This window comes from Carnobacterium gallinarum DSM 4847 (assembly GCF_000744375.1).
GTDB lineage: Bacteria > Bacillota > Bacilli > Lactobacillales > Carnobacteriaceae > Carnobacterium > Carnobacterium gallinarum.
This window is the reverse complement of record NZ_JQLU01000005.1, coordinates 647,457-660,341: the sequence shown is the minus strand read 5'-3', so window position 1 is coordinate 660,341 and position 12,885 is coordinate 647,457. Positions and strand designations below refer to the sequence as shown.

Genomic DNA, 12,885 nt, shown 5'->3' with positions numbered 1-12,885 from the left:
GTGTGGTGGCGATAGCGAGAAGGATACACCTGTTCCCATGCCGAACACAGCAGTTAAGCTTTTCAGCGCCGAGAGTAGTTGGGGGTTTCCCCCTGTGAGGGTAGGACGTTGCCACGCGAGATTGATTCATTTATTTATAAAAACCATTTATTTTGGGGGTTTAGCTCAGCTGGGAGAGCATCTGCCTTACAAGCAGAGGGTCAGCGGTTCGAACCCGTTAACCCCCACCATGAGACATTAGCTCAGTTGGTAGAGCATCTGACTTTTAATCAGAGGGTCGCTGGTTCGAGCCCAGCATGTCTCATAACTATTCATTTTTAAAATGAGCAGTTAACTGCCATATTTGCGGGTGTGGCGGAATTGGCAGACGCACTAGATTTAGGATCTAGCGTCGCAAGACGTGGGGGTTCAAGTCCCTTCACCCGCACCATTAAAATTTTTAGCCGGCTTAGCTCAGTTGGTAGAGCATCTGATTTGTAATCAGAGGGTCGAGGGTTCAACTCCTTTAGCCGGCACCATTTTTTTAAAATAAATTAAACAAAATAACCATGCGAAAGTAGTTCAGTGGTAGAACATCACCTTGCCAAGGTGGGGGTCGCGGGTTCGAACCCCGTCTTTCGCTTACTAGAATATTTCTAGTTTGCCCAGATTTTTAAGAAATCTGATCCACATTCCATGCCGGGGTGGCGGAACTGGCAGACGCACAGGACTTAAAATCCTGCGGTGAGTGATCACCGTGCCGGTTCGATTCCGGCCCTCGGCACCATATAGCACCCATAGCTCAACTGGATAGAGTACTTGACTACGAATCAAGCGGTTAGAGGTTCGACTCCTCTTGGGTGCATAGCTTTAAATTTTCTAATTTAAAGTGATATTTTCAAACGGGAAGTAGCTCAGCTTGGTAGAGCACTTGGTTTGGGACCAAGGGGTCGCAGGTTCGAATCCTGTCTTCCCGATAAAATGAATAAACTGGAAAGCTTTAACTCAATATTGAGTTAAAGCTTTTTTATATATTAATGGTGAATGATCATTAGTTTGTAACAGCTTTTCATAAAAAATTGAAAGAAATAAGTAGACTTGCTTTTCAAATTAACAATTTTCTCGTATAATTAAAGTCAGTATTAGTCAAAACCTAATAAAAAATTTTAAAGGAGGAGACTCATGCAAAATCAAAATATGTCTGATATTATTGAAGATTACTTGAAGCAAGTTTTAAATGCTCATGAACAGATTGAAATTAGACGAAGTGAAATGGCGAATCAATTTAATTGTGTGCCATCTCAAATTAATTATGTAATTAATACTCGCTTTACTGTACAACAAGGCTATTTAGTTGAAAGTAAACGTGGTGGTGGCGGTTATATCAGAATTATTAAAGTAAAATTATTAGATAAGGCAGAAATGCTTGATACAATGATTCAAATTATTGGTGATAAAATTTCACAAAAAGATGCATATTCAATTGTTCAGCAGTTATATGGTGAGGATATGTTAACAAAGCGAGAGGCAACATTAATGCTCTCAGCAATGGAAAAACCAGTTTTATCTGTTACTGAAAAATTAGAAGACCATCTACGTGCCCAAATTTTAATAGCTTTTTTAAATAATCTAAGGTACGAATAAAACATAAAATGGAGGCAATATTATGGATGAACTATTCACTGAAAAAGCCAAAGTAGTCTTAATTTTAGCACAAGAAGAAGCAAAAAACTTTCGTCACCATTCCGTTGGTACCGAACATATTTTATTGGCTTTAGTGGTAGAACAAGAAGGTATGGCAGGAAAAACATTACGTCAATTTGCAGTTAATGAACAAGATGTTCGTGAAGAAATTGAACATTTTACTGGATATGGAACAATGAAAAATATACCAAAGAATGCATTATTGCCTTATTCACCAAGAGCAAAACAAGTGATTACTTTTGCAACAGACGAAGCCAGACGATTAGGCGCTCCTTTGGTTGGAACGGAACATTTATTATTAGGTTTGTTAAGAGAAGAGGAAATTCTTTCTTCTAAAATCTTAAGTAATTTAGATGTTAGTTTAAATAAAACACGCCAACTTCTATTGAAAAAAATTGGTGTATCAGATGTTAATAATACGAAAGGTGCAAGACGTGGTCGTCAGGCTCCTAAACAAGCGACTGGTGGCACGCCTACTTTAGATTCTTTAGCACGTGACTTAACAGCTTTAGCAAAAGAAGGAAAAATGGATCCAGTTGTGGGACGTCATAAAGAAGTTCATCGTTTAATTCAAGTATTAAGTCGTAGAACGAAAAATAATCCTGTTTTGGTTGGTGAACCTGGTGTAGGTAAAACAGCAATTGCGGAAGGATTAGCTCAGAAGATTGTTAATGGTGAAGTGCCTAAAGATATGGCTAAAAAACGTTTGATGATGCTAGATATGGGATCAATGGTTGCCGGTACCAAGTATCGTGGTGAGTTTGAAGATCGTATGAAAAAAGTCATTGAAGAAATTTATCAAGATGGACAGGTTATCTTATTTATTGATGAGCTGCATACCTTGATTGGGGCAGGTGGAGCAGAAGGGGCAATTGATGCGTCTAATATTCTAAAACCAGCCTTAGCTCGTGGTGAATTGCAAACAATTGGTGCAACAACATTAGATGAATACCAAAAATATATAGAAAAAGATGCTGCATTGGAAAGACGATTTGCTCCGATTTCTGTTGATGAACCTTCTCCTGAAGAAGCTGAAGAGATTTTGTTAGGTCTGCGTTCACGCTACGAAGATCACCATGGTGTGGAAATCACAGATGAAGCAATTTCTGCAGCTGTTAAATTTTCGACTCGTTATATTACATCTCGTCAGTTGCCAGATAAAGCGATTGATTTGATTGATGAGTCAGCAGCTAAAGTTCGTTTAGATGTTTCTGATAAACCGACGCCAGTCGCTGTGGCAGTTGCGGAATTGGATCAATTGGTAAATGAAAAAGAAGTAGCTATTCAAATGCAAGATTTTGAAAAGGCTGCGATGATTCGGACAAAAGAAATGCGTCAGAAGAAAAAAATCGAAACGTTAATTGCAAAAGAAGGCAAGCAGCAGTCTAGTACAAAATTGCAAGTAACTGAATCAGATGTTGCAGAAGTTGTTTCATTATGGACAGGAATTCCTGTTCAACAAATGGAACAAAAAGAAAGTGAACGATTGTTGAAATTAGAAAAAGTTTTACATGGTCGAGTTGTTGGACAAGAGGAAGCAGTTAGCGCTGTTTCTAGAGCGATGAGACGTGCAAGAAGTGGATTGAAAGATCCTAATCGCCCAATTGGTTCATTTATGTTCTTAGGACCAACTGGTGTCGGAAAAACTGAGTTAGCCAAAGCTTTAGCAGAAGCTATGTTTGGTAATGAAGAAGCTTTAATTCGCGTAGATATGTCTGAGTTTATGGAAAAATATAGTACAAGTCGTTTAATTGGTTCACCTCCTGGATATGTTGGATACGACGAAGGTGGTCAATTAACTGAGAAGATTCGTCAAAAACCTTATTCAGTTGTATTACTAGATGAAGTTGAAAAAGCCCATCCAGATGTCTTTAATATTTTATTGCAAGTTCTAGATGATGGTCATTTAACGGATGCTAAGGGACGTAAAGTTGACTTTAAGAACACAATTTTAATTATGACGTCTAATTTAGGTGCAACTGCTTTACGGGATGAAAAATCAGTAGGGTTTAGCACGAAGGATAAGAAGAAAGATCATAAAGCTATGGAAAAACGAATTCTTGAAGAATTAAAACTTGCTTTTAGACCTGAATTTATCAATAGAATTGATGAAACAATCGTTTTCCAAAGTCTTGAAAAAGATGAATTAAATGAGATTGTTAAATTGATGGCCAACGTGGTTATTAAACGTTTAGGCGATTTAGATATTCATGTAAAAATCACGCCAGCAGCAATTGAAGTGATTTCAAAAGCTGGATTTGATCCTGAATACGGTGCACGTCCATTACGCCGTGCTTTACAAAAAGAAATTGAAGACCGTTTAAGTGAAGAATTATTAAATGGAACTGTAAAAATTGGAGATCAAGTTACAATTGGCGCAGCTAAAGGAAAAATTCGGATTCAAGTGAAAGAAGAGAAAAAGAAGACTAAAACTACTACAAAAAATGAAACAGTTTCTGTAAAATAAAATTCGCTAACAGATTGACTAAGGTTAGACGCTTTCACTATCGGATTTTTTTAAACTATGGTACTATAAATAAGTATAAGTATTCTAATTTGAGGGGAACGTGAAGATACTATGAAAAATACAACTAAAGGTTTATTAATTGGTTTAGGTGCAACTGTAGTGGTGGGAACAATTATTGTTTCATCATCGGAAAAGGCTGTTAAGAAAATTGAGAGCTACATGAACCGTAAACGTGCTAAAGATTTTATCAAAGATAAGTTGAATGGCAACAATGATGCATTAGATGTTGTAGATCATTTATCCGATGATGAAATTACGAACTTATTGCAAATTGTGGATAAAGTAAATACTTTAAAAGGCCGCATTAATGTTTATGGGGATAACCTAAAGGATGCCGCAGATGAGTTTAAAGATACTATTCATGGATACAAAGAAACCGTTAAAGAAAAATTTGATAGGTAATTAAAAGCAAAATGCCTCTAAAATGAATTTCATTTTAGAGGCATTTTTTTATGTTTATTCTTTAGCTATACAATTGTCCAATACAAGTTGTTTAAAATACGTTCGATGAATATCTTCAAATTGTTCTCGATGATAAATAAAATAGATTTGACGTTCAAGTTCAATATCTTCAAATTCTTGATAAAATAAGGTTCCTGCTATGACTTCATCTTCTATCAATGATTTTGAGATAAAGGCCACATTTTTGCCGAAGGTTAGTAGTTTTTTTATTGTTGATAATGAATCCAGTTCAATCACATTTAAATCAGCTGCACGGTAGGTTAACCAGCGTTCAACGAGGGATTTTGTTGAACTTTCAGTAGCATGAAAGAGAATTTTTTGATTCACGATGGTTAATTTTTGAATCGCTTTTTCTTTGGCAAATGGATGATTAGTACCATATACGAGAACTAATTGATCTGTTCCTAAGGTTTCATAAATTATTTCTTTTGAGTGATTTTTAGTTTCCATGATAATGCCATAATCGAGTTGTTGATTTTGAATTAGCTCTTCAATTTTAGGAGAAGTTTGAACAGTCACTGAGATGCGAATGTTTGGATAACGGGTTGCAAAGGAATCTAGTAGATAGGGAAGGTACAAGTAGGTTGCTACATTACTGACGCCAATTCTAATAGATCCTACTTTTCCTTCTCGTTTATTTTCGATAAATTGCTGTAAATTTGTTTGTAAATTAATAATTTGTTTTACATAATGGTACACTCCTTTTCCTGTTTCGGTTAGGAGATAATGTCCAGACTGACGATAAAATAATTGAGTTTTGAATTCTTTTTCTAATGAATGAATGTGGAAGGAAACGGTTGAGGGAGAAATGCTTAGTTCTTTAGCAACGAGGTTGGCTTTTTTTAGTTCGGCTAAGGTGCAAAAAGCTTTTAACTTAACAATATTAATCATGACTCACCTTTTTCTCGAAAAAATTCGATTATTTGAAACTTATCTCCTATTATATATGTGTATTTTTAAATAAACGTTAACGTTCTGTTAACGTTGAGTCAACAGTAGATTGATACACTAGTTCCATAGGAGGAGAAGCTTAGTATGGAGATTTCAATTCATGAATTAGAAAAGAACTATCAGACAAATAAAGTATTGAAACCAACCACATTAACAATTTCTGAAAAATTCACAACGATTCTAGGTGAATCAGGATGTGGAAAGACAACTATGTTAAAAATGCTAGCAGGTTTAGTTGAACCAACTGAAGGTATGATTAAGTTTGATGATGAAGTGATTTATTCAAGAGCAGATAAAGTGAATGTTAAACCAAATAAACGAATGATTTCAATGGTCTTTCAAGATTTTGCCTTATGGCCACATATGTCTATTTTTGAAAATGTTGCATTTGGATTGAAAAAATTAACTGATTTATCCAAAAATGAACGTCAAGAACGTGTGATGGATGTTTTGAAAATGGTGAATTTAGAAAATTTTAAAGACCGCAAGCCGGGAGAATTGTCTGGAGGGCAACAACAAAGGGTAGCCTTAGCCAGAGCAATAGCGCCCCAGCCAAAACTAATCTTATTTGATGAGCCTTTATCGGCATTAGATGCCGTTTTGCGTGAACGGATGCAGCAAGAGATTTTAAATCTTGTTCAACAAACAAATTGTCAGGCAATTTTTGTCACTCATGATCAAGGAGAAGCCATGACGATGTCGGATCAAATTTTGATTATGGAAAAAGGTCATGTGATTCAATTGGGATCACCAACTGAAATCTATCATCAACCAAAAACTAAATATGTGGCTAATTTTATTGGAAAAGTAAATTGGCTCACAGAAAAACAATTTTTACGACCAGAAAAAATAACAATGAGTAAAAATTCAGCGATGGATGTGATTGAAAAACAAATTAAAATTGAAAAATCAACTTTTGTGGGAGATCGCTATCTTATTAATGGAAAAGTTGATGGTTACGAGTGGGAATTTTATTATGCAGCACATCAAGAAATCGGGAGTACTTGTTCACTATTTTTTCAAGCACAAGATTTAATTACATTGGAGGACTAAAGAATGATTAAAACAGTTAAGAGGTTAAGTATTTTGCTAGGGGTTAGTGCAATTTTATTAGGGGCGTGCGGGAAAGCAGATGTAGCAGTGAAAGAGTCATCTTCAGCTAAAGATGCATCAACAGAAGAAAAAGCAAAACCACAAAAGACACCTGAAGCAATTAAGGGCAAAGAAATTACGGTATACTCAGCAGGTCCAGATAAATTGGCAACGTCTTTGAAAGAGGATTTTGAAGCTAAGACTGGTGTGAAAGTTAATTTATTTCAAGGGACAACAGGAAAAATTTTATCAAAAGTAGCGGCGGAAAAAAATAATCCGGTAGCAGATGTACTTGTGTTAGCATCATTAAGCGCAATGGATGGTTTAAAATCAGCTGGTGAATTGCAACCTTATGAAGATGCTGTTGGCAAAGAAAAATTGCAAAAGGAATGGTCAGATAAAGAGAATAATTATTTTGGCTATAGCGCTTCAGCTTTGGGAATTACGTATAATACGAAAAATGTTACAACGCCACCAGCTGATTGGGCTGATTTGAAGGATAGTCAATGGAAAGATCGCTTTAATATGCCTGATCCAACTTTGTCAGGATCAGCGTTGGATTTCTTATATGGGTTTACAACTGTAGAAAAAACAGGTTGGGATACAATTAAAAGTTGGAAAGACAATGGTCTGCAAGCAGTTGGAGCAAATAAAGAATCTTTAAATTCAGTCATTACAGGAGAAAAGGATATAGCTGCAGCGGGAGTCGATTATATGGCTTATAGTGCTAAAGCTAAAGGCGAACCGATTGATATTGTTTATCCAAAAAGTGGAACAGTTGTCAGCCCGAGAGCGGTGGGGATTACTAAATCGGCTAAAGAAGTTGGTGCAGCACAGGCATTTGTTGATTATTTGCTTTCTGATGATGCACAAAATTTAGTTACAAAAGCGTATTTATTACCTGGAAATAGTGAAATACCAGTTAAAGATCGTGCGGAGTTAAAAGATATTCCACAACTAAAAGTCGACTGGACAAATTCTGAAAAGGAACAAGCAAAAGTATTGGAACAATTTACAACTACTTTTGGATCTTAATAAAGTAGGGACGTGTAAAATAAATGCTAGATAGAAAAAAAAGCTTTATCCTGTTAGTCATCTCAATAGGATTTATTACAGTGTTGCCGATGATGGCCTTAGTCAAAGATACATTCTTTAAAGATGGACAATTCGATTTTTCAATGTTGCAGCAAGCCATTGTGAATCCACGTGTATGGTTATTATTTACACAGTCTTTAAAGCTAGGTACTTTTGTTGTTATTGGAACAACTCTATTAGCTTTTCCTTTAGCATTGATTACAACGAAGACATCATTAGCCAAGTATCAATGGTTGGATATTATTTTTACAGTACCATTTATGACACCACCTTATATTGGAGCAATGGGGTGGATTTTATTTATGCAAAAAAATGGTTTTTTAGTTCAATTTTTTCCAAAATTAGCAGGAATAACGCCATTGTTTTTCTCGTTAGCAGGAATGGTGATTATTATGAGTCTTCATTTGTTTCCATTTTTATATTTAATGCTAAAAAATTCTTTGTTGCAAATTGAAGGTTCATTTCAAGATGCAGCAAGAATTTTTGGCAGAAATGATCTAATCAATTGGTTTAAGGTTTCATTGCCTCTATTGATTCCTAGTTATATTTTAGGTGTATTGTTGATTTTTATTAAAACATTAGCTGAATTTGGAACACCAATTACATTTGGTAGTCGAATTGGATATCGTGTATTTACAACGGAAATTCATAATCAATTATCTAAATGGCCAGTAAACATTCAAATGGCGGCCAATTTATCTTTCTTTTTGTTCACCCTTTGTTTTATTATTTGGATTATTCAAAATCGTGTTGCTCAAAAATTCATGTATGGAACGGTATCTGGTAAAACCAAAAATACGTCTTATAGCAGCTCACGAAAAATGCTTTTTGTATCTTGGTTCATTATTGGATTCATTGTTTTATTCTCAATCGGTATTCCTTATTTTTCAATTATTGCAACGTCTTTAATGAAAATTCGTGGAGATGGATTGGCTTGGGGGAATTTTAGTCTTAAGGCTTATTCAGAGTTAGCTAGTGGTGAAGGGCGAGGAGCATTTTTCAACAGTTTAGAATTTGCGTTCTTTACAACGGTGATTACTACTATTATTGGATTTTTTGCTGGAATATTTATTCAAAAAGGGCAAAAGAAAACTCAGAAAATCATTGATTTCATTGTATTGATGCCAAATATTATTCCTGGAATTGTCTTAGTGGTTGGCTTTATTTTATTTTGGAATTTACCATGGTTACCAGCGACTATTTATAATACAAAAGCCATGGTAGTAGTCACTTATTCAGGATTATTTTTACCGTACTCTGTTCAGTATGTAAAAAGTAATTTAACACAATTGGATGCCTCTATTATGGAATCAGCTGAAATATTTGGAAAGAATAATTTTTACACGTTATTCTATATTTACCTTCCTTTATTAAAGAGAGGCTTACTTGTTGGGGGAATGATGACATTTATTATTTCGATGCGAGAGCTAGTCGGCTCACTTCTAATCTTGCCACCAGGAGTTGAGACAAGTGCAACGTATATTTATCGTCAATTTGAACAAGGAAATGATAGCTCTGGGATGGCGATGGCTGTTGTGACGGTTTTAATCACAATTTTATTTATGATTGCGATTGAAAAATTAAAAAAGACGGAGGAACGTAAATGACCATAAAATTAGAAGTCTTGGGAGGCTGTGGAGAATATGGTCGCAATTGTTTTTATATTGAAGTGGCTGGCGAAGCGATTTTACTTGATTGTGGCATTATGAATGATGCTTCAAAGCAGTTACCAGATTTAACTAAAAATCATATTGCACGTTTAAAGGGTGTTTTTATTTCACATCTGCATACGGATCATACTGGAGCATTGCCATTTCTGGAAGAACTAGGCTATCATGGAACGATTATTACGAGTGATACCACAGCGGATTGGTTAGGTCTAGAAAATAAACAATTGATGTTGATTGAAACAAGTACGAAAAGAAAATGGCAATCATTGACAAAAAATATTCAATTTTTATGGGGATATTCTGGTCATGTAATTGGGAGTCTATGGTTTAGCATTCGACTTCATGGAATCTGTATTTTTTATTCAGGAGATTTTTCGTTTCAACCTTATATTACTAAATTAAACTGCCCACCGAAAGTGCAATATGATTTAGCACTGATTGAAGGTGGGAATGCAGATGGGATTATTGATAATTCTCTTAGTTTAGTAAAATTTAGTCAAAAAATTAATCAGGATCCACAACAATCTTTTTATATGGAGCTGACTTTTTCAAACAAATTAATCGATATTTTACTTTATCTATATGAAACAAGTAGTAGGACATTGATTTTAGATCAAGAAGTTTGGCAATGGCTAGAATTTCATATCCAACATTCAACTAACTTGATGTCTGATAAAGTTCAATCATTAAAAAAGTTGATGGAAAGTTCCCGTGTATATGTGGATGTTAGATGTGAATCAAGTATTTATTTTTTCAAAAAATCTACGAGCAAATTAAGTGATCGTCGCATGTCAGATGAAGTACATGAAATTAAAATAGACAATCACCAACATGACTCGATTCCATATAAAACACACTTAGACAACTACGATATTCAAGAATTAACTAGTTATATCGATGGAACAAAGGTTGTTTATTTTCATAGTAAATGGCTGACTGAACAAGATGGTTTAACTGAAATAAAAAAACTTATTCCTAAAGGAGTTTATTAAGGTGAAAATTCTATCAAAATTAAAAGCATTTCCATTCATGATCTTTATTTTTGGTTTATTAATAGCTACACAACAAGCAGCAAATGCAGCTTCAATTCAGCCAACTGGTGAAGTGAAATTTAATTTAAATGAAACTTTATTTGATAAAAATAAGATACAAGAGGTTTTTTCCGGGACAAAAAATAAAAAATTAGAAATTTACTTTTTTGATACGGCCAATAAGGCATTTCAAGCCAAAGATACAATTCAGCGGTTACGTGTCTATCAAAATGAATCAAAACTTGATATTACCTATAAGAAACGTCTTGTAGGACAAAGTATTAATACTGGCATTCAAACCTTATTGAATCAAGGATTTGATGGATCTGAATCAAATTATAAATTTGAAGTAGATAGTAAGGGAACAAATAATGTATTAAGTGTGAGCCGTAAAGAAACCATAAAAACGACTAAAAAAGTAACATACGGTACAGTCAAGTTAGCAGATGCACTTAAGCTAATAAAAGCTAATGTACCAAAAAAAATGGAGAACTGGGATACAAGTAGTTGGTATAATACTACTTTAGATCAAGCGATTATTTATGGTCCTGCACAAGCAACTTCTTATAAAGGACAATTTGAAGGAAAAGATATTGATATTGAGGTTTGGACTTATAATGGGAAAAAAATGGTAGAATTATCTGTTAAAACTAACTCAATTTCTGAAAGCAACCAATTAAAAGCAGCATGGCAACAAAAACTTGCACAATTAAATTATTTAAGCCCAGATCAAAGAGGAAAAACCAATTTTGTAATGGATTAATAAGACAACAAAGCTGAGGCATAATCCTAAAATAGTAGAAATCCCAAAAAATCCATTTTTATAAATGTTGATTTCTTGGGATTTTTTATTGGTTGATTTTCATCCTAGAAACTTTATTTTATAGCAAAAGTAAGTAACACAGCATTAGATCATCTTTATTTTTTAATGAAAATCCAGTAGTTTCGGTAAAGCGATCCATCCGGTATTGAAGAGTATTTCGATGAACGTAGAGACTTTTTGCAGCCATAGAGATATTACCTTGAGTTTCCCACAAAGCCTTAACTAATTCTTGCCAGTCTAACTGATCTGAAAAATGTTTTTTTAGCTCGTTCATTAATTTACTCTGATCGGTTGCTGATTTTACATAGTAAGGAAGGGCAGTTTGGGAAAGAGAAAGAACAGTTAAGCCTTTAATTTTCTCCTTTTGTTGTAAGAAAATAGCTTTTTCTTCATTAAATAGTAATGGGAAAATAGAATTTAATTGCCAATATTGCCCAAGATAGCAAATCGATTTAATAGAAAAATCATCTTCCAAAGTTTGAATAATTCCTGAAATCTCTTCATAGCCTAATCCTTCAGTACCTTCTTTTTGAATTAAAATACCATAGTTTTCGGTGACGAAAAAAGCGTCTTCAATCTGATCAAACATACTTTGAAAAGCATCTAACCAATCAGTAGAATCTGTTTGTTGCTCTTTTGTCAGAATTTCAAATTGAATAATTCGATAGGTTCCAGAGTGATTTGTGGATAAGTTTGCTTTTTTCCACAAAAATTGATACCAAAAGTGATTAATGAGTGCAGAATCGTTGCTTTTTATAGTAGGAAATAGAGTTTTTAATAGTTTTTTTTCAGATGTGGATAAGTCTGTTTGATTGATATGAATCCATTGTTCACCACAAGGAATAGAAAAAACGGTTAGATCAGTTGAGGCACTATTTTTTAGTTGCGCATGTGGATAAATTGCTTTAAGTTGTGTAAAGTCCAATTAACTAGCTCCTTTCAGATGTTGAATCCGTTACCAGATAATTATAGTTTACCATTAAACTAAAAAAAATGAAGGGGAATGTGATATGATTAAGAAAAAATATTAAAGGGTTGAATAGAATAAATGTATACACATGTGGAAAAAGAATATTTTATGCAGGAAGCTATTTTAGAAGCAAAAAAAGCTGGGGATAAGTTAGAAGTACCAATCGGAGCAGTTATTGTTATTGATGGAAAAATTATTGCTCGTGGTCACAATATGCGTGAAGAAACCAACGATGCAACAACACATGCTGAAATGATTGCTATTCGTGAAGCGAATCAGTTTATGGAAAGTTGGCGTTTAGAGGATGCTAGCCTGTTTGTTACCCTAGAACCTTGTCCAATGTGTAGCGGCGCTATGATTATGTCACGGATGAAAGAGGTCTATTATGGAGCAAGTGATCCTAAGGGAGGAACTGCGGGAACGCTACTAAACTTATTAACAGATACACGCTTTAATCACCAAGTAATTGTGGAAAAAGGAATTTTGGAAGAAGAATGTGGAAAACTTTTAAGCGATTTTTTTAGAGAGCTCCGTTTACGAAAAAAAGCAGAAAAGTTAAAACAAAAAAATGACTAAGGGAT

Annotated in this window: 11 protein-coding genes, 8 tRNA genes and 1 rRNA gene; 18 read left to right on the top strand and 2 right to left on the bottom strand. The window is 34.5% G+C overall.

All coding sequences use genetic code 11. The annotated features are described in order from the left end of the window. Window position 1: 1 nt before the first annotated feature. The 12 genes from rrf (at window position 2) to BR43_RS07955 (ending at window position 4,612) form a co-directional block, all read left to right on the top strand. Window positions 2–117: ribosomal RNA gene (gene rrf / locus BR43_RS08010) — 5S ribosomal RNA — on the top strand. Between the two features lie 37 nt (window positions 118–154). Beyond that, window positions 155–230: transfer RNA gene (locus BR43_RS08005), tRNA-Val, on the top strand. 1 nt (window position 231) lies between these two features. Continuing rightward, a tRNA-Lys gene (locus BR43_RS08000) sits at window positions 232–304 on the top strand. Between the two features lie 41 nt (window positions 305–345). Beyond that, window positions 346–430: transfer RNA gene (locus tag BR43_RS07995), tRNA-Leu, on the top strand. Between the two features lie 12 nt (window positions 431–442). Continuing rightward, window positions 443–518: transfer RNA gene (locus BR43_RS07990), tRNA-Thr, on the top strand. A 32-nt stretch (window positions 519–550) separates the two neighbouring features. Then, window positions 551–622: transfer RNA gene (locus BR43_RS07985), tRNA-Gly, on the top strand. A 55-nt stretch (window positions 623–677) separates the two neighbouring features. After that, a tRNA-Leu gene (locus BR43_RS07980) sits at window positions 678–766 on the top strand. Between the two features lie 4 nt (window positions 767–770). Continuing rightward, a tRNA-Arg gene (locus tag BR43_RS07975) sits at window positions 771–844 on the top strand. 38 nt (window positions 845–882) lie between these two features. Next, window positions 883–956 (top strand) — tRNA-Pro (locus BR43_RS07970). Between the two features lie 205 nt (window positions 957–1,161). Beyond that, window positions 1,162–1,623 (top strand): CtsR family transcriptional regulator, encoded by a 462-nt coding sequence (locus tag BR43_RS07965; protein WP_034560928.1) that lies wholly within the window; start codon window positions 1,162–1,164, stop codon window positions 1,621–1,623. 22 nt (window positions 1,624–1,645) lie between these two features. Further along, complete coding sequence (locus tag BR43_RS07960) at window positions 1,646–4,150, top strand: ATP-dependent Clp protease ATP-binding subunit (protein WP_034560927.1); 2,505 nt, start codon at window positions 1,646–1,648, stop codon at window positions 4,148–4,150. A 111-nt stretch (window positions 4,151–4,261) separates the two neighbouring features. Beyond that, window positions 4,262–4,612 (top strand): hypothetical protein, encoded by a 351-nt coding sequence (locus tag BR43_RS07955; RefSeq protein ID WP_034560925.1) that lies wholly within the window; start codon window positions 4,262–4,264, stop codon window positions 4,610–4,612. A gap of 54 nt (window positions 4,613–4,666) precedes the next feature. Here the strand turns inward: BR43_RS07955 and BR43_RS07950 are convergent, their stop codons facing one another. Continuing rightward, a complete protein-coding gene (locus BR43_RS07950) occupies window positions 4,667–5,563 on the bottom strand; it encodes a LysR family transcriptional regulator (protein ID WP_084679820.1) in 897 nt (298 codons plus the stop codon). A 144-nt stretch (window positions 5,564–5,707) separates the two neighbouring features. Here BR43_RS07950 and BR43_RS07945 point away from each other — a divergent pair, with 144 nt between their 5' ends. The 5 genes from BR43_RS07945 to BR43_RS07925 are packed head-to-tail and all read left to right on the top strand — an operon-like array spanning window position 5,708 to window position 11,274. Beyond that, window positions 5,708–6,676: an ABC transporter ATP-binding protein gene (locus BR43_RS07945; protein WP_034560923.1), complete on the top strand. Its 969-nt coding sequence runs from the start codon at window positions 5,708–5,710 to the stop codon at window positions 6,674–6,676. Between the two features lie 3 nt (window positions 6,677–6,679). After that, the gene (locus BR43_RS07940; RefSeq protein WP_034560921.1) at window positions 6,680–7,750 is read left to right on the top strand and encodes an ABC transporter substrate-binding protein; all 1,071 of its coding nucleotides are present in this window, start codon (window positions 6,680–6,682) and stop codon (window positions 7,748–7,750) included. A gap of 23 nt (window positions 7,751–7,773) precedes the next feature. After that, window positions 7,774–9,417, top strand: coding sequence for an ABC transporter permease (locus BR43_RS07935; RefSeq protein WP_034560919.1), 1,644 nt, complete (start codon window positions 7,774–7,776; stop codon window positions 9,415–9,417). Next, window positions 9,414–10,472, top strand: a complete 1,059-nt coding sequence (locus BR43_RS07930) for an MBL fold metallo-hydrolase (RefSeq protein ID WP_034560917.1) — start codon at window positions 9,414–9,416, stop codon at window positions 10,470–10,472. The genes BR43_RS07935 and BR43_RS07930 overlap by 4 nt, the downstream gene beginning before the upstream one ends. Window position 10,473: 1 nt before the next feature. Continuing rightward, the gene (locus tag BR43_RS07925) at window positions 10,474–11,274 is read left to right on the top strand and encodes a CYTH domain-containing protein (protein WP_051933870.1); all 801 of its coding nucleotides are present in this window, start codon (window positions 10,474–10,476) and stop codon (window positions 11,272–11,274) included. Window positions 11,275–11,392: 118 nt separating this feature from the next. On the opposite strand, the gene BR43_RS07920 is transcribed toward BR43_RS07925, so the two are convergent. Further along, complete coding sequence (locus BR43_RS07920; RefSeq protein ID WP_034560915.1) at window positions 11,393–12,259, bottom strand: helix-turn-helix domain-containing protein; 867 nt, start codon at window positions 12,257–12,259, stop codon at window positions 11,393–11,395. 123 nt (window positions 12,260–12,382) lie between these two features. Here BR43_RS07920 and tadA point away from each other — a divergent pair, with 123 nt between their 5' ends. Then, window positions 12,383–12,880: a tRNA adenosine(34) deaminase TadA gene (gene tadA / locus BR43_RS07915; protein WP_034560913.1), complete on the top strand. Its 498-nt coding sequence runs from the start codon at window positions 12,383–12,385 to the stop codon at window positions 12,878–12,880. Window positions 12,881–12,885: the final 5 nt, after the last annotated feature.

Excerpts from the sequence above, each read along its gene's own strand:
- BR43_RS07960 (WP_034560927.1), top strand. The coding sequence starts at position 1,646 with ATGGATGAACTATTCACTGAAAAAGCCAAAGTAGTCTTAATTTTAGCA.
- BR43_RS07950 (WP_084679820.1), bottom strand. The coding sequence starts at position 5,563 with ATGATTAATATTGTTAAGTTAAAAGCTTTTTGCACCTTAGCCGAACTA.
- BR43_RS07955 (WP_034560925.1), top strand. The coding sequence starts at position 4,262 with ATGAAAAATACAACTAAAGGTTTATTAATTGGTTTAGGTGCAACTGTA.
- BR43_RS07940 (WP_034560921.1), top strand. The coding sequence starts at position 6,680 with ATGATTAAAACAGTTAAGAGGTTAAGTATTTTGCTAGGGGTTAGTGCA.
- BR43_RS07965 (WP_034560928.1), top strand. The coding sequence starts at position 1,162 with ATGCAAAATCAAAATATGTCTGATATTATTGAAGATTACTTGAAGCAA.
- BR43_RS07945 (WP_034560923.1), top strand. The coding sequence starts at position 5,708 with ATGGAGATTTCAATTCATGAATTAGAAAAGAACTATCAGACAAATAAA.
- BR43_RS07930 (WP_034560917.1), top strand. The coding sequence starts at position 9,414 with ATGACCATAAAATTAGAAGTCTTGGGAGGCTGTGGAGAATATGGTCGC.
- BR43_RS07935 (WP_034560919.1), top strand. The coding sequence starts at position 7,774 with ATGCTAGATAGAAAAAAAAGCTTTATCCTGTTAGTCATCTCAATAGGA.
- tadA (WP_034560913.1), top strand. The coding sequence starts at position 12,383 with ATGTATACACATGTGGAAAAAGAATATTTTATGCAGGAAGCTATTTTA.